Here is a 16,303-nt window from a genome sequence, read left to right as displayed (position 1 = left end):
GGACGAACCTGAGGACAATATGAACAGGAAAACCGCGACATGGGTCACGGCCGCCGTATTGGCGTCTGTCGCCGCGCCCATTCTGGCGAAGACGCAGCAAGACCAATCGACCCATGCCACCGCTACGATGGCGTCCGTGCCGGGCCCGGTGGCCGGCTACGCGATCTCTGAAGAATATGCACGACTGGTGGCGCGCCAGACTTACTTCTGGGCGTGGCCCATGGTGAACGTCTACGGCCGACTACTGGTGATGAAGCAGGTCCCGCAGCCGGGTCTGAACGGCGGCATCGTGCCGGTTGCGCCACCCAATCATCTGTCGATGCTGCGCGACTACATTCAGCCGCAGGAGCGATTTGTCGCTTGTCCGAATCAGGACGTGGTCTATGGCTCCTCGATCCTCGATCTGAACAAGACGCCGGTGGTCGTGCAGGTGCCCGATTTCGGCAAACGCTTCTGGGTCTATCAGGCCGTCGATCTGCGTACCGATGGTTTCGCGAGTCTCGGCAAGATGTACGGCACTCGTCCGGGCTTCTATCTGTTGGCGGGGCCAGACTGGCACGGCCAGGTGCCGAAGGGCATCCGCCAGGTGTTCCGTTCGTCGACCGGAGTCGGCAGTTTCATTCCGCGTGTTTTCATGGACGACACGCCTGAAGATCGCGTGGCCGTACAGTCGGTGATTGCGAAGGTGGGTCTCTATCCGCTCGCCGAATACGACGGCAAGGTCAAGGAGACCGACTGGTCGAAGTTGCCGAGCTTCGGTGAGACCGGTGGTGCTGCGGGCGGCAACGCCGAAGAGATCAAATGGGTCGACCCAAACCGTTTCTGGGACATGCTGTCCACCGTGCTCGACGAGACGCCGCCGCAACGCGGCGAAGAGGCGCTCTATGCGCAGGCACGCGGGTTGATCGCGGCGGCGCAGAGAGATCCAGCGATCAAGGCCGCTATCGTCGACGAAGGGACCAAGGCTGAAGCGGATCTGGTCACGCCGTTGTTCAACTTCAACACCTTTGGCAAGCGGCTGCCGGCGAACTGGAACACCATCAGCAACGGCGCCGCGTTCGGCACGGACTACTTCACGCGCACGGCGGTGGCGAAGTCGAACATCTTCGTCAACAAGCCTAACGAGACCAAGTATTTCTACGCCGATGCTGACGCATCCGGTCAGCGTCTCGATGGCAACGCGCGCTACACCGTGACGTTTGCCAAAGATCAGTTGCCGCCGGTCAAGGGGTTCTGGTCGCTGACGTTGTACAACGCGCATCACTTCTTCTCGCCGAACGCTCAGAACCGCTACTCGCTCGGCACCAAGAACAAGGACCTGAAGTTCAATGCAGACGGCTCGTTGACGCTCTACGTACAGAACACAAGTCCCGCCGACGACAAGGCCTCCAACTGGCTGCCGGCGCCGGCCAATGAAGCGTTCTCGTTGTACGTACGCGCCTATTGGCCACAGCAGCCGGCGCTCGACGGCAGCTGGACGCCGCCGCCGGTCAAACGGGAACCGTAAGAAAGCACGCCGGTGGACACGCGTGCGGCTTGTCGCCGCAGTGTGTCAAAACCTTGTTCCGCAAGGTGGAAGTGCGGAAAGTTAATTTCGTGAGGATGATTATGAGTCGCACAAACAGTTTGTCCGTTGGCCGGTCACTCGCCAGGTTGTGCACGGGCGCGCTTCTCACCACTACCGGCATGGGTCTTTCGCTGCAGGCGTGGGCGACTGAAGGTGGCATCGGCAGGCCGATCACCGGCCAGCAGATCACGCCGTACGCTGGTATCGTGCCGCCCACGGACGACTGGATTGTCTCTGCCACCACGATCTATTACGAAGGCTCGCTCGGCGCAAGCAGGACGATTCCGATTGCCGGCCAGATCACGGCGGGCATCGACGTCACGGCTGTGTACACCATGCTCAACGCGGTCAAAACGTGGGGCATTACACTGGGCGGCTGGAACTTCGCGTCCTCGTTCGGGGTGCCGATCCAGTACACCGATATCTCGTCGTTTCACGGCCGCTTGCCGAATGATCACGGCATACAGTTCGCCGATCTCTTCTTCACGCCGGTGGTGGCGGGCTATCACCTGACCAAAACCGATCACATTGCGTTCAGCGTGCAGATTTACGCGCCGACTGGCGCTTACAGCACGAGTCGGCTTGCCAACGCCGGACAGAACACGTGGACCTTCACGCCGACGGTCTCCTACACGAAGCTGTTCCCGAAGGAAGAGATCGAGCTTTCGCTGAACTACGGCGTCGGTTTTTACACGCCGAATAGCGACACGCACTATCACAACGCACCGGTCAGCGTGCTCGACCTGCTCGCGCTCAAGCGCTTCGGCAGCGGCTGGGGCGTGGGTGTGGTGGGTGGCTATATCCAGCAACTCGGTCATGACAGCGGTGGAATAGCTGATGCCACCGGCGGAAATCAGGGACATTCGGTGGGTATCGGGCCGATGGTCACCTGGTCGGGCAAGGTCCAGAAAACGCCGGTGTCGGCGTCGCTGCGTTGGGTCAATGAATTCAACGTCAGCAACCGGCCAAAGGGAAATGCGGTCGAACTGTCGGTCAGCGCGACCTTCCAGTAACCGAGCGCGCACTTGGCGCTGATCTGTGAAACGTGGTTACGCATCGAACTGGTCGTGAAATGAGGCCCTAATCGGCGAAGTGCGCTGCAGTGCTCGCCGATATGCTGTTCATGACCATCGTCGCCATTCGCGACCTCAATGTTGAGGCATGGCCGGCGACGCGATGCGAATCACCTTTTGCGGACCATCATGAACGTAACCACATCAGACGACTGTATTGGAGTTCAACCCCAACACCCCTTTTCGAAGGCGTTTATCGTCCTCGGGTATCAGGATGGATCGATCTCGATAATCCCGAATAACTTCTTTCGCGACTGGCTGGATGAAGAAGCGAAGGTTGGGACTTTCTCGATTGGCAAGTGTTCGGGAATCGGTGTCGGCTCGATCGCCAAATACGATGCCGGGTTGCAGAAGCTTGTAGTCGGAAAATTCGTCGCGGGTGGCTTGAGACTGAAGTTCCTGCTCAATGGGCAGCACGACATGCGGACGATTTCAACGTCGATGCTTAGTGCGTTCGGTAGTGGGTTAAACAACGTCCCACCGCCTCAATACGGTGACACGGTAATCCGTAACGACGTATGGATCGGCGACGAAGCGATGTTTCTTGGCGGTTCCACGATTGAAAATGGCTGCGTTATCGGTGCAAGAACCCTGGTGCCGCCCAATTTCAAAAGTGAACCCTATGGCATCTACGTGGGTAGTCCTGCACGCCTGGTTCGATTCCGTTTCTCCGAACGCATCCGCGAGAAACTTCTTGAACTTCAATGGTGGGACATGTCGATGTCCTGGCTGCAAAAAAATAACGACCGTTTCCTCGTTGACCTGACGGCAGACGAGGGACGGTCACTGGAAATCCTGACCGAGTTGCTGCGCGCAAAAAGCGAGTCCTTGAAGGCGATGGCCGCGACGAATACCTGATGCATCAGCACTGAGCAGGATGGCATTGCTTGATATGAAGGTCACGCTGACGGCTCGGCAGGAGCGATTCGAATCCTTGCCGGTCAGCGGGCTCGGTTGACTTGCCGGCCGAGCCCGCCGCGTCCGTTGACCGGTTTATCCCGCCGTCGATGCTCATGGAGCGATGCACAATGAAAACTACGATGAAGCAGTCCTTGCTGTTGCTCGCGGGCGTCTGCACGTCGCTGGCGGTGACACTCGCCACACCCGGGCAGGCGCTCGCCGCCATTGCCGTCCAGCCGCTGCCGACCGTCTGGCCGCGCGACTTCGATAGCGCACAGCAGCGCATCGAGCTGTATCAGCCGCAGGTGGAAGTGTGGCAGGGCAACCGGATCGAAGGCCGCGCGGCTTTTGCGGTCGGTGCGAAGAGCGCCACGCCCAACTACGGCGTCGCGCATTTCACCGCGCGGGCTGAAGTCGACAAGACCAGCTCGACTGTTCAGCTGCTCGATATCGTCATCGACCAGGTCGATATGCCGGCCACGCCGTCCGCTGCCGCCGGCGTCAAAGAAGCCTTGCAGGCACGCATACCCAAAGACGGACTGACCACCTCGCTCGAACAACTGCAGGCCAGTTATGCCAGCACTCACGAAGGCAGCGAACCCGGCGTCGCGGTACAGAACAACGTGCCGAACATCATCTTTGCCGAACGCCCCACGCTGCTCGTGCTAGTCGATGGCGACGCGAACTGGCGTGCGCTCGGCGGCACGCACTATCAACGCCTGATCAACACGCGGGCGATGCTGCTCAAAGACGCGAGCGGTACGCTACATCTGGATGCCGCGGGTTACTGGTACGAGGCGAATTCGCTCGACGGTCCGTGGCATTTGAACGCGACGCCGCCGCACGAACTGGTTGTTGCAGCGAAAAACGCGCAGACCAATCTGAAGTCCGATCCGATGCTCCCCACCGATGGCAAGAAACCGGCGCAGGCACCGGACGTGGTGGTCGCCGCGCAGCCGGCCGAACTGGTGGTGACGACCGGCAAGCCTTCGCTGCAACCGGTGAAGGGCGTGAATCTGCTCTCCGTCGCCAACGCCGACCATGCGCTCTTCGTCGAGCCGCGCGACAACCATTACTACTTGCTGCTGTCGGGCCGCTGGTTCACTGCGGCGAGTCTGAATGGACCATGGACCTTCGTCGACGGCAAGAGTCTGCCGGGCGATTTCGCGAAGATCGCCGCCGACGACCCGCGCGCCAATGCGCTCGTCTCCGTGCCTGGCACGTCGCAGGCGAAGGAGGCGGCGATTGCCGCAACCATCCCGCAGACGGCAACCGTATCGCGCAAGACCACCACGCTGAAGGTGGTCTATGACGGCGCGCCGAAGTTCGTCGGGATCGTGGGGACATCGCTCGCGTATGCGGTGAACACCGCGACGCCGGTGATCGAGACCGGGCCTTCGCAATTCTTTGCGGTTGCCAACGGCATCTGGTTCACGGCAAGCGCAGCGAGCGGTCCGTGGCAGGTTGCCGATACCGTGCCGGCCGCGATCTATACGATTCCGGCGGCTTCGCCCGTGCATTATGTGACCTACGTTCACGTCTATTCGTCGACGCCGGAGACGGTCGTGGTCGGCTATACGCCGGGCTACATGGGTGTAGTCGTCAATGCGGACGGAACCGTCGTGTACGGCACCGGCTATGTGTACGCGCCGTATGTCGGCGACGTCTACTACGGCTATCCGGCCACTTATGGCTACGGCGCCGGCTTCGCGCTCGGGACCACGGTGGGCTTCGCTTTCGGTTTCGCGATCGGCGCCACGTGGGGCGCGCCGTCGCCGTACTGGGGTCCGTATTGGGGCGGCAGCTGGCAATATGCGAACGTCAACCAGGCCAATATTTATGGCCGCTGGGGAGGGCAGGCCACCGTGACCCACGCGAGCGGCTGGAACGGCTGGACCGGCAATAGCTGGGCGGGGTCGTCCGTATCCGGTTTCAATCCGTACACTGGCGCTCACTACCAGGGCAGTCGTGGCGCCGTCGAGAACGCGTACAACGGCAACTACGAGGCGGGACGGCAAGGCTCGTTCAGCGATCCGTCGACGGGACGCAGCGGTGCGGGACGTGGCGGCGTAGTGGGTAACCAGGGCACCGGCGATTACGCGGCGGGCGGGCAACGCGCCGGCTACAACGCACAGACCGGCCGCTACGGCGTGGCCGAAGCGGGCGTAACCGGCAACACGAATTCAGGCGATCATCAGGCGGGTTCGCGCGGCGTGGTGGGCAACAAGAACACCGGTAACGCGGTCGCGTGGAATAACGGTAATGTCTATGCGGGCAGCGACGGCAACGTCTACCGCCATGATCAGGGCGGCGGCTGGGAGCAGCACAGCGCTGACGGCTGGCAGCCGGTTCAGCCGAACGCCAGCCAGACCCAGCGGCTCGACTCGCTCAGGCAGGGACACGATCTTGGCAATGCGCGAGCGAGTGGGCAGTTTCAGCCGCAGCGGCACTTCGGCGGCGGAGGTGGACGATTCAGGCGGTGAGGCGGTGGCGGCCGATTCTGATTAAAGATACTTGTCGCCCTTCTGGCGATCTCGGATCCTTTTCGCGGGGTTTCCGTACGTCACCGAAAAAGCATCGACCGCTTTCAGAACGATGGACCCGGCGCCCACCACGCTGTGCTCGCCAATCGTGATTCCATGGCGCAGCACGGCGCCGATGCTCACGGCGGCGTGGCTGCCGACGCGGCAATTGCCGCCGGTGGTGACGCCAGGCGCCAGGCTCGAAAAATCGTCCATGACGCAATCGTGATCGAGCGATGCCTTCGTGTTCACAATGCAGAACTGACCCACGCGGCAGTCGGCATTGATAACGGCGCCCGCCATGACGACCGTGCCGGCGCCGATGCGTGTCCCCTTGCCGACGCTGGCTGCAGGGTGCAAAGCACTGACGAACGGCAATTGCGGGCAGACGTCGGCCACTTTGGCGGCCACTTTGGCGCGAACGTAGTTATCTCCGATTGCTACGATGAGACCCTTGAGATCGTGCTCTGCCGCCAAGCCTGGCAGGTCAGCTTCGCCGCCGAGAACCCGGTAACCAAGAGTCTCTTCACCAGGCGTGCGAAAAGCGTCGATGAGGCCGGCGATCCGGTAGCACCCCTGCTTTTCGACGACGTCGATAACGACTTTGGCGTGGCCGGAAGACCCAACCAGCACGATGTTTTGCATTGCATGCGTCCCGCTTTTAAGGCCGGCTCAATTCACTGAATGCCGGCGACGATGCTGACAATGCGTTCAACCTGTACCGGATTCAGATCGGGATAGATCGGCAGGCACAAGATCCGTTTCGACGCCGCGCTGGCGGCGCTCAGATTGTCCTTGTGCGACGACGGCAGGCCACGATACATCGGGAATTCAGAAATCAGCGGGTAGAAGTAGCGACGCGCATAGATATCGTGTTGCTTCAGGTGGTCATACAGCGCATCGCGGCTGATCGGAAAATTGTCTTCGACCTGAACGGGAAAGTACGCGTAGTTCGCGACTTTTTCGCCTGCGTCCGACAGGCAGCGGATACCGGGCACGTTAGCCAGCAGCTTTCGATACTGCGCGTCGATTGACTTGCGTTTCGCCAGTGCATTGTCGACGTGCTGCAGTTGCAGAAGCCCAAAGGCGGCGTTGATTTCGCTCATCTTGCCGTTGATGCCGGCGGCCACAACGGTCACCTCATCCACGAAACCGAAGTTCTTCAGATGGTCGATACGCTGCTTCGTCTTCGCATCCGGGCAGATGATCGCGCCGCCTTCGAACGTATTGAAGACCTTGGTGGCGTGGAAACTGACGATCGACAGATCGCCGTGCTTGAGCACGCTGCCCTCTTCGGTCTGCACGCCGAACGCGTGCGCGGCGTCGTAGATGACCTTGAGGTTGTAGTTATCGGCGATCTTCTGGATGGCTTTCACGTCGCAGGGATGGCCGTAGCAATGCACCGGCATGATCGCGGTGGTTTGCGGCGTGATGGCCGCTTCGATCTTCTCCGGATCGAGATTGAGCGTGTCCGGGTCGACGTCCACGAAAACCGGCTTGATGCCGTTCCAGAGGAGTGAATGCGCGGTCGCTGCGAACGAGTAGGGCGTCGTAATCACTTCGCCATTGATGCGCAACGCCTGCAGTGCAGTAACGAGGGCCAGCGTGCCGTTCGCGAACAGTGCGAGGTGCTCCACGCCCAGATACTCGCAGAGCGCCTTTTCGAGTTGCTGGTGGAACGGCCCCCCGTTCGTGAGGATCTTGCTGTTCCAGATCTTCTCGAGGTACGGCAGGAACTCGGCCAGCGGCGGCAGATGCGGCTGGGTCACATAGATGCGTTCGTCGTCCAGTGACGCGATCGCACGAAGAGGAGCGCTTGAGCCCATGGTTTCCTCGCTACTGTTTTTTAGTCCGGGTCACGGATGGCGGCCGTTATGCGGTGTGAACCGGGTGGCCGCTTGCTGCTTGCGGATCGTGCGCGCTGAAGGCGGCCGGTGCGAGATCGTTGCACCAGCGATGCCACATCGTGCGGAATGCGCGAGATAGGCTTTCTGCGACAACTTCCGGCTGGAACGGGGGCGACTGTACGCAGCGCTCCCGCAACGCCGTGCGAATGCTCGCGAGTGCGGGGATGTCGGAGGCCAGCTTGATGCCCTTTGCCACGAAGTCATCCGCATCTTCGGCCGCGAACGCGTCGAGACCCGAATGGGCGAGCCATGCCGTCGCTGCCCGACTTGCCATGGTCTTGCCTGCGATCGTCAGCGTAGGCGCACCCATCCACAACGAGTTCAGAACGGTCGTCGAACCGGTATAGGGGAAGGTGTCGAGGCAGATGTCGACCTGAAAGTGCTGTTGCAGGTAGACCTCTACGCGGGAACGCGGACGGAAAGTCAGGCGGTCTCGTGAAATGCCTTCGTTGACGAACCAGTTGATGAGGTTTTCGTCGCCTTCGTCGCCGTTCATCGAACCGAGCACCATCCGGGCAGTGGGCAACTCGCGAAGCAACCTCGCCCACACGGCGATCACGTCGGGGCGCAACTTGTTCAACCGGTTGAAACTGCCGAACGTGATGTAGCCGTTATGCATGGCCGGCAGGATGTTGACCGGCGGGGCATTCCTGTCCGGCTGGAACGGCCCGATGGCTGCCAGGTGCACGAGTTTCTCGGAGAACTGCTGCTCCATGTCGCCGAACGGCGTAAAGAAGCGGTCGCTGAGGTAGTAGTCCATCGCGTCGAGACCGGTCGTCGCCGGGTATCCGATCCAGCTGACCTGAATCGGCGCGGGCTTGCGCGCGAACGCCTGCAGCCGGTTACGGCCGGTATGTCCGCTCAGGTCGATCAGGATATCGATCTTGTCGGCGCGAACCTTGGCGATGAACTGCTCGTCCGACATGCCCGAGACGGTAGTCCATTGGTTGGACTGGCTGCGCAACCAGTGCGTGTAGTCATCTTCCTGGACATGGTTGTAGTAGACATGGAGCTGCAGGCTCTCGTCTTTCGCGAGGGGCTCCATGATCGGCATCAGGTAGGAGGCGACCGCGTGCCGGAACAAGTCGCCGGAGACGATGCCGATTTTCAGCTGACGATCGCGTGCGCGGCTATTCGTGTGACGCGGCTTCGGCAAGCGCAGCGATGCTTCATGAATCCGGGCAAATTCGCGATGTTCGGCGTAGATTTGCTCCGCGGCGATGTGCGGGTTGTGCGCGATGGTGAAGAGCAAATTGCTGCGCGTCGGTGCATTCTTGGGATCGAGCTCGAGCGCGCGGCGAAAGCATAGCTCGGCCTCGTCCGTCGCGCCGGCGTTAAGCAGTACGACGCCCAGCGTGCTATGTGACTCCGCGTAGTCGGGCGTGAGTTCGGCTGCGCGGCGGCACTCGGCGATCCCTTCGCGGGTGCGGCCGAGGCCGGCGAGCACCATGCCAAGGATGCGATGGCCTTCTGAATGGTCTGGATGCAGTTCGAGCAGTTTTCTACACTCGGCTTCTGCATCGGCATAGTGACCGAGCAGGCGCAGCAAGTCGGCCAGCGCCTTGCGAACGTCGGAATCGTCGCTACCAAACTTGATGGCGTTTCTCAGGGGCTCGGCGGAATCGCTGTATTGGCCAGCCTTATGCAGAGCAATACCAAGGCAACGCCATGCGAGGCCGCTCGACGGAAATCGTTCCGTCAGGCTTTGTGCGAGCTTGATGGAATCCGGAACGTGGCCTCTGGCGTAGAGCGTGTTGAAGCGGCTTATTTCTTGTGGGGAGGGGCGGCGCGCATCGAGTGTAGCCGTTGTGGGTTCCGTGGCATTCCGGTCTGTCGAGATGACCACCGTCGCAGTGGCCTCCGGCGATGCAACGACAGGTGCGACGGCGGCCGTGGCGAACCCGGCGCCGCCGCGTGCCATCCGCGTGATCAGTCCGTCGACTGCCGGTCCCTTCAATCCCCTTTGCTGCCCCATTTCCAGTGCCAGCCACGCCGTCTGGGTCTGGTCCGCGTCGATCAATGCGTTGATGTAAGCAACCCAGAATTGCCCGTTGTTCGGCGCGCCGCCGAGCGCGGCTTCCAGGTGTGGCAGCGCGTCGACAGGACGACTGCGCTGCACGTACAGCACGCCGAGGTTGTACTGCACGTCGGTGTGGCTGGGCATGGCGTCGAGGATCGCCTTGTACAGCGCTTCGGCGTCGTCGAACTCTTCCTTGTGGTGATGCGCCAGCGCGGTCTGCAAAACCAGAGCGATGTCATGCTCGAACTGCTGTTCGGGCGTCAAGGGTTCAGCGGTCGGCTGCTCGTGCAGGAGAGTCATGGTGTCAGCGCAGAATGGTCTATGACGGAAATTGTGCGACGGGGAGGGTGTTTCCGATGCGCGGAGATGACGGTAAAAAAGCCGCCTGTTTAGCGCATGGAGAGGGGAGTGTGAGGACGAAAGCCAGAAAAAAGCCCGCACGAGGCGGGCTGAGGGAACGAGCGCGCCCTTGCTTCAGCGCGTAGTTCTTATTGTCTGGTTGTCTGGTACTGCAATTCAGTGCTGCTGCGCCTTTTCAGCGGGTCGATCCCGCGGTTCGGCCTGTTCGGTTCGGCCGGGAGCGGCAGCCGGCCCTTCAGCCCGCTTGCAGCCGGGCCATCCGCTGATATTCGCCCGCGGCTTTGGTGCGCCCGATCGCCGCTTCGAATTCGATATGCAGCTCGTTCTGGGTGGTTTCCGCATCGGCGAGCAGAGTTGCGTCGATGGCCTGGATCCGGCGGATCATGTCCAGCGCCGCCGGTTCCTGATCCGCGGACACCGACATCAGCAGCGGCGAGCGCAGTTCGGTCAGGCGGGCCGCTTCCGGCCAGTCGGCGAGCGAGGCCGCCTGTTCGATTTCCCGTGTGATCGACAGCAGACGCTCGACCAACTCCGACTGGTTCATTTCGATCGGGTCCATGGCTTAGCTCTTGTTGGTCGCCAGTGCGCCGGCGCTGTTGGTGCCGCCGAACAGGGCGGTCAGGTACTGCGAATTATTGTTCATCGTCGCCATCAGCGTGTTCAGCGCGGTGAATTGCGCCTGATACTGGCTCGTCAGTTGCGCCGTGTAGTCGGCGAGCGCCGTTTGCTGCGTGGTGATGCTCTTCAGGTCGGCGTTCAGCGCGGTATTGCGCGTATCGATGATGCCGCCGGTCTGCGTGAAGGTGGTGATGCTGCTGTTCAACTGCTCGGCGATGCCGTTGGTCGAGTTGAAGAGCGAGGCGACCGTCGCCGGGTTCGCCGTCAGTGCGGTGCTCAGCGCGGTGTTGTCGACCACCATCGTGCCGTCCGCCGGATCGTCTTTCAACGTGATGCCGATCGACGCCAGCGTGGTGCCGGTGCTGCCCGAGCCCACCGAGCTGCCCACGATCGACGCCAGCGTGTTCTTGATCGTCTGCAGCGTCGAGTCGCCCAGCAGCGGGCCTTGCGACGACGATCCGGAGCTGAACGACGTGAGCGTGGACATCGTAGTGACGACGGTGTTGTAGAGGCTGACGAAGTTGTTGATCGCGGTGCTCTGCGACGTGGTGTCCGTCGCAATGGTCAGCGTCTGCGTGGTGCCCGCGGACGCCGCCGTCAGGTTCATCGTGACGCCGGAAATGGCGCTCGTCACGGAGTTCGTTGAGCTGCTGGCCGCGATTCCGCCTACCGTGAATTCCGCGTCCTGGGCAAACCCGCTTTGCGTCCAGGCACTGCTCGAATTCGCCGACGTGATCGACGACTGGCCGCCCGTGGTGCTGGCGGTCGAAGTCACGCCGAGGCTCGACAGGCCGGTGTCGGACGTGATGTTGCTGGTCGAGACGTTGATGACGTTGGATGCACCCGTGTTCGCCGCGCGCAGCACGAGGTGGGCGCCGTCCGTACCGGTCACGATGGTCGCCGTGACGCCGGGGTTGCTGCTGCTGGAGTTGATTGCGGCGGCGATGCCGGAGAGCGTGTTGTTGGTGCTGTCGACGTTGATGTCCATCGACTTGCCGCCGAGCGACACCGTCAGCGTGCCGGCGCCCAGTTGGGTCGTGGCGCCGAAGGCCGCCGAAGACAACGCCTGGGAACTGGCGATCTGTGTCACGCCGACCGAGTAGCTGCCGGCCACGGCGCCCGCACCGGCTGTCGCCGTCAGACCGGTGCCGCTGGCGGTTGCCGAGAAAGTCGACAGCGTGGTGCCGTTGGCGAGGTTCGTGATGCCCGACTGCAACGCGCTCAGCGCGGAGCTCAGGGCGCCGTATGCGGACAACGTGGTGTTATCCGAGGTTTGTTGTGCCGACAGAGCCGCGGTTTGTCCTGCGGTCTTCGCGTTCACGAGTGCCGTAACGAGCGTCGACACGTCCATCGACGAGTTGCCGGTCGAGCCGCTGATGATCGATTGAGCGGCCGACTGCAGCGCCGAGTTGGCAGCGGCGGTTGACGCAGCAGAAGACGTGGTAGAGATCGAGGACATGCAGAGGCTCCGGGCGTCTGGAAATCTGTATTGGGTGGTGCGCGATGCTACATCACTTCGTAATCGGAATGCACAGCGGGAGGCATGCCTCCCGTTGCTTGAGACTGGTGATGCGCCGCACTTGCGCGCGGCGCATCACCTTACTGCGTCAGCTCTTACTGCAGGAGCTTCAGAACTTGCTGCGGGTTCGAGTTAGCTTGCGCCAACACCGAGATACCAGCTTGTTGCAGCACTTGCGCCTTGCTCAGGTTAGCCGTTTCTTGTGCGAAGTTGGCGTCCGTGATTTGCGATTGTGCCGACGACAGGTCGGTCGATTCAGCTTGCTGCGACGTCGAGATTGCGGTGAAGCGGTTTTGTGCAGCACCCAGCGAAGCTTGCAGGTTGTTGACGGTCTGCAGTGCGTTGTCGATGGAGACCATCGCTTCGTTTGCGCCGGTGACCGTGCTGATGTCGAGGTTCGAAACCGTCGGCGGGCTGTTGATCGCGTTGATCTGAGCGACTGCCGATGCCTGAGCAGCGGAACCTGCACCTGCCGTCGTCGTTGCAGCAGCCTGGAGTGCCAGAGCCGTGCCCTGGGTACCCGTACCTGCCGTTGCGCCTGCGCCGAACACTGCGGCTGCGACCGTTGCTGCAATACCCTGGTTGTTTTGATCGGTGAAGGTGTAACCGCCCTTGCCGTCCGACAGCACGTTGATTGCCGTGATTGCCGGCGACGCAGCCGTCGTGTAGACACCAGCCGAGTCCACGCTGAGCGAGACCGTGCCGACCGTTTGACCCGTTTGCACCAGGCCGCCACCGATCTTCGCTGCCGACATCGATTGGCTCAGGTTCAGGCTGATGGTCTGGCCAACGTTCGCGCCGACCTGGAACGTCAGGCTGCCTGCCGAGCCGTCCAGAATGTTCGTGCCGTTGTACGTCGTTTGCGACGCGATACGGTTCACTTCCGAGATCTGTGCTGCCACTTCCTTCTGCAGAGCTGCCTGGTCGCTCGACGACAGCGAACCGGTCGATGCTTGCACGGCCAGTTGGCGGATACGTTGCAGGCTGGACGTCAGCGAGGACAGTGCGCTCGATGCGGTTTGAACCATCGACACGCCGTCATTCGCATTCGACACGCCCTGGTTCAGGCCGTTGATCTGCGTTTGCATACGCGTCGAGATCGCCAGACCTGCTGCATCGTCAGCCGCGCTGTTGATGCGCTTGCCCGACGACAGACGGGTGATGGCTTGCGAAAGGGCGCTTTGCGAGCCATTGAGGTTTTGCTGTGCAACCAGCGAGTTGATGTTGCTATTGATTCCGAGCATGAAAATCTCCTAAATAAGCCTTGAGCCCAATACGCCACGTTGGCATCGGCGGAAGCACTCGTTCATTGCTGGCCGCCTCAGTGAAGGTTGACGGCGCGTCTAAAAAAAACTTGAGGAACTTTGTGCAATAGCAACCCAATTGTTTTTCGTGCCGGTTGGGCTGCTACCCGTCTGTAAGCCGCTTGCAGCCTGGTTCGGGAGATCCACTGCAGGTATTGAAAAGACGGCGTATTCTCCTTTTCTCTTGTGACAAACCCTGGAGAAATCATGCAAAAGCGCCGGATTGGACGTTCCGAATTAGAGGTCGCGCCGCTTATGTTCGGTGGCAATGTATTTGGCTGGACGGCCGATGAAGCGACCTCCTTTTCGATCCTGGATGCATTTGTCGATGCGGGGCTCAACTTTATCGATACGGCCGACGTCTATTCCGCGTGGGCGCCGGGAAACCAGGGTGGCGAATCGGAGGCCATCATTGGCAAGTGGTTCAGGCAGAGCGGCAAGCGCGACAGGATCGTGCTCGCCACCAAGGTTTCGAAGCACCCGCAGCGCAAGGGTTTGTCGGCGGCGAATATTCAGGCCGCCGTGGAGGATTCGCTGCGGCGCCTGCAGACGGATTACATCGATGTCTATTTTTCTCACGACGACGACACCGAAACGCCTTTGGCCGAAACCCTCGGCGCGTATCAGAAGCTGATCGAAGCGGGCAAGGTGCGGGTGATCGGTGCGTCGAACTACAGCGGCGCGCGCGTCGAGGAAGCGCTCGCCGTGTCCCGTCAGCACGGGCTGCCCGAGTACCAGTTGTTGCAGCCGGAATACAACCTGTACGACCGCGCGGAATATGAGCGCGACATCGAGCCGGTGGCGCTCGCCAATCAGCTCAGCGTGGTGGTTTACTGGAGCCTTGCCAGCGGCTTTCTGTCCGGCAAGTACCGTTCGCAGGCGGATCTGGCCAACAAGGCGCGTGGCAGCCGGGTCGAGAAGTATCTGAACGAGCGCGGTTTGCGGATTCTGGACGCGCTCGACCGGGTCGCCGGGCGACACGGCAGCACGCCGGCCACGGTCGCTCTGGCATGGCTGATTGCCCGCCCGAGTGTCACGGCCCCAATTGCCAGCGCGACCTCGGTCGACCAGCTCAAAAGCCTGGCCGCCGCCGTCCATCTGATGCTGACTGGCGCCGATATCCGCGAGCTGGACGAGGCGAGCGCCTGACCCGCGCAGGGGACCTGGCGCGATCGCTAAACCCCTGGTAGGATGGAGAGTTTCCTGATATCATCGGGAGTGAATTGAGATCTTTGCCTGTTTCGTCAATGTTTTTCATTGATGAAAGGTTGGCGAAACGGCAGCAGACGCGGCATATGCGTTACGTCTGTCCGCGTTCCGCGGTGAACTCCCCACCTCTCTTTTCCGGCCTCCGTGGCCGTTATGCCTCTCGTTTCATTCGTGGTTTGGCCGGGATTCTTCCCGCGTTTGCCTGTTACTGGCCATGAATCGGAACGACCGGAGGGCCGGCGCGTGAGCGGTATCCGCCACGCAATTTACCCCTATCAAGTGATTGAGTTAGGAATTAAATGACGACGATTCTTCTGAAAGAAAACGAGCCGTTCGAAGTGGCGATTCGCCGCTTTCGTCGCGCAATCGAAAAGAATGGCCTGATCGCTGAACTGCGTGAGCGCCAATCGTACGAAAAGCCGACTACGGCACGTAAGCGCAAGAAGGCTGCTGCTGTGAAGCGCCTGCACAAGCGCCTGCGCAGCCAGATGCTGCCGAAAAAGCTGCACTAAGCACGCTTTTTCGCGCTGCATTTCGCGCACTGTACGCCGAACGGCGGTGTGAGCTTCGAAAGAAGCCACATCGCCGCTTTGCTTTTGGGGAGTCGAATTACGTTGGGCTTTTGCCGCCGTACCGAGGCCCGTTACGCGGCGCTCTTCAGGCGCTCGGCGGACAGGCCGAATTGCCGCGCAATCGAGCTCAGACGCTCGTGCCATTCCCACGTGCCGAACACGTCGTGCACGTTTTGCAGGCAACTAAGCAGCGTGATCGTGGCCGGGTCGTAGACATTGAGGCGGGCGCGCAGGAGCGCCTTTCTGAGCGCGGAGATGCCGGCGTCCATGTAAGCAGGCACCTCGGTGGCCGCCCGGCCGATGTAGCGCACCGGAACGCCTTCCATCGCGGTCATGTAGTCGCGCGGCTTGATGAAGCTGCCGACCGGGCAACCGCCGCAGTAGCCGCGGTATGCGCCGCCGCCACGCGGTAATAAGGCGGCGCGTTTCTGGCCGAGCAGATGGTCCACGGCCTGGTCGAAAATCTCCTGATGGGTCAGGAAATTAAGGGTTTTCATGGTTGGTCTCCCATGCGTTACGCAGCGGTTATTCGTTGTTCGAGCGCATGAACGGCAGTATCGGATACGCGCCAATTAACGAAACCCGGACTAGCACGGCGAAAAGCCTTCAATTCCCGGGTTTGGCTCGTTTGCTCTTTCTATCGCTTATGCCGGTCTGGCAACATCGCCCGCCACCGCGGCGGCCAGCGCTCACCATCTCTATAACGACTGCTCGCGTGAAAAGCGTAGACAG

General features: G+C 61.3%; 13 protein-coding genes. 6 read left to right on the top strand and 7 right to left on the bottom strand.

All coding sequences use genetic code 11. The features are described from left to right. The first annotated feature begins 19 nt into the window (after nucleotides 1–19). From R8871_RS32020 to R8871_RS32005, 4 genes are all read left to right on the top strand, one after another. Nucleotides 20–1,507, top strand: a complete 1,488-nt coding sequence (locus R8871_RS32020) for a DUF1254 domain-containing protein (RefSeq protein WP_175054040.1) — start codon at nucleotides 20–22, stop codon at nucleotides 1,505–1,507. 101 nt (nucleotides 1,508–1,608) lie between these two features. Next, nucleotides 1,609–2,580: a SphA family protein gene (locus R8871_RS32015; protein WP_175054039.1), complete on the top strand. Its 972-nt coding sequence runs from the start codon at nucleotides 1,609–1,611 to the stop codon at nucleotides 2,578–2,580. Between the two features lie 189 nt (nucleotides 2,581–2,769). Beyond that, nucleotides 2,770–3,498: a CatB-related O-acetyltransferase gene (locus R8871_RS32010; protein ID WP_175054038.1), complete on the top strand. Its 729-nt coding sequence runs from the start codon at nucleotides 2,770–2,772 to the stop codon at nucleotides 3,496–3,498. Between the two features lie 170 nt (nucleotides 3,499–3,668). After that, nucleotides 3,669–6,023 (top strand): carbohydrate-binding family V/XII, encoded by a 2,355-nt coding sequence (locus tag R8871_RS32005; protein WP_175054037.1) that lies wholly within the window; start codon nucleotides 3,669–3,671, stop codon nucleotides 6,021–6,023. Nucleotides 6,024–6,044: 21 nt separating this feature from the next. Here R8871_RS32005 and R8871_RS32000 read toward each other — a convergent pair whose 3' ends face one another. The 6 genes from R8871_RS32000 to R8871_RS31975 all read right to left on the bottom strand — a co-directional run bounded on the left by R8871_RS32000 (nucleotide 6,045) and on the right by R8871_RS31975 (nucleotide 13,730). Further along, entirely contained in the window at nucleotides 6,045–6,707 is a 663-nt protein-coding gene (locus R8871_RS32000; protein ID WP_175054036.1) for an acetyltransferase, read from the bottom strand. 32 nt (nucleotides 6,708–6,739) lie between these two features. Continuing rightward, nucleotides 6,740–7,888 (bottom strand): dTDP-4-amino-4,6-dideoxy-D-glucose aminotransferase VioA, encoded by a 1,149-nt coding sequence (vioA, locus tag R8871_RS31995; protein WP_175054035.1) that lies wholly within the window; start codon nucleotides 7,886–7,888, stop codon nucleotides 6,740–6,742. Nucleotides 7,889–7,934: 46 nt separating this feature from the next. Then, entirely contained in the window at nucleotides 7,935–10,280 is a 2,346-nt protein-coding gene (locus R8871_RS31990) for an O-linked N-acetylglucosamine transferase family protein (RefSeq protein ID WP_175054078.1), read from the bottom strand. A 304-nt stretch (nucleotides 10,281–10,584) separates the two neighbouring features. Then, entirely contained in the window at nucleotides 10,585–10,908 is a 324-nt protein-coding gene (locus R8871_RS31985; protein WP_175054034.1) for a flagellar protein FliT, read from the bottom strand. Nucleotides 10,909–10,911: 3 nt separating this feature from the next. Beyond that, nucleotides 10,912–12,426, bottom strand: coding sequence for a flagellar filament capping protein FliD (gene fliD / locus R8871_RS31980; protein WP_175054033.1), 1,515 nt, complete (start codon nucleotides 12,424–12,426; stop codon nucleotides 10,912–10,914). Nucleotides 12,427–12,581: 155 nt separating this feature from the next. Continuing rightward, nucleotides 12,582–13,730: a flagellin gene (locus R8871_RS31975; protein ID WP_175054032.1), complete on the bottom strand. Its 1,149-nt coding sequence runs from the start codon at nucleotides 13,728–13,730 to the stop codon at nucleotides 12,582–12,584. 267 nt (nucleotides 13,731–13,997) lie between these two features. Here R8871_RS31975 and R8871_RS31970 point away from each other — a divergent pair, with 267 nt between their 5' ends. Further along, nucleotides 13,998–14,939 carry an aldo/keto reductase gene (locus R8871_RS31970; RefSeq protein ID WP_175054031.1) on the top strand — a complete coding sequence of 314 codons (942 nt, stop codon included), beginning with the start codon at nucleotides 13,998–14,000 and terminating at the stop codon, nucleotides 14,937–14,939. A 359-nt stretch (nucleotides 14,940–15,298) separates the two neighbouring features. Then, a complete protein-coding gene (gene rpsU, locus R8871_RS31965; protein ID WP_006050883.1) occupies nucleotides 15,299–15,511 on the top strand; it encodes a 30S ribosomal protein S21 in 213 nt (70 codons plus the stop codon). Nucleotides 15,512–15,642: 131 nt separating this feature from the next. Here the strand turns inward: rpsU and R8871_RS31960 are convergent, their stop codons facing one another. Further along, complete coding sequence (locus R8871_RS31960; protein WP_175054030.1) at nucleotides 15,643–16,068, bottom strand: hypothetical protein; 426 nt, start codon at nucleotides 16,066–16,068, stop codon at nucleotides 15,643–15,645. Nucleotides 16,069–16,303: the final 235 nt, after the last annotated feature.

The organism is Paraburkholderia sediminicola (assembly GCF_902859805.1).
GTDB classification, from domain to species: domain Bacteria; phylum Pseudomonadota; class Gammaproteobacteria; order Burkholderiales; family Burkholderiaceae; genus Paraburkholderia; species Paraburkholderia sediminicola.
The sequence above is the reverse complement of the archived record's forward strand: the minus strand, read 5'-3'. Positions and strand labels throughout refer to the sequence as shown.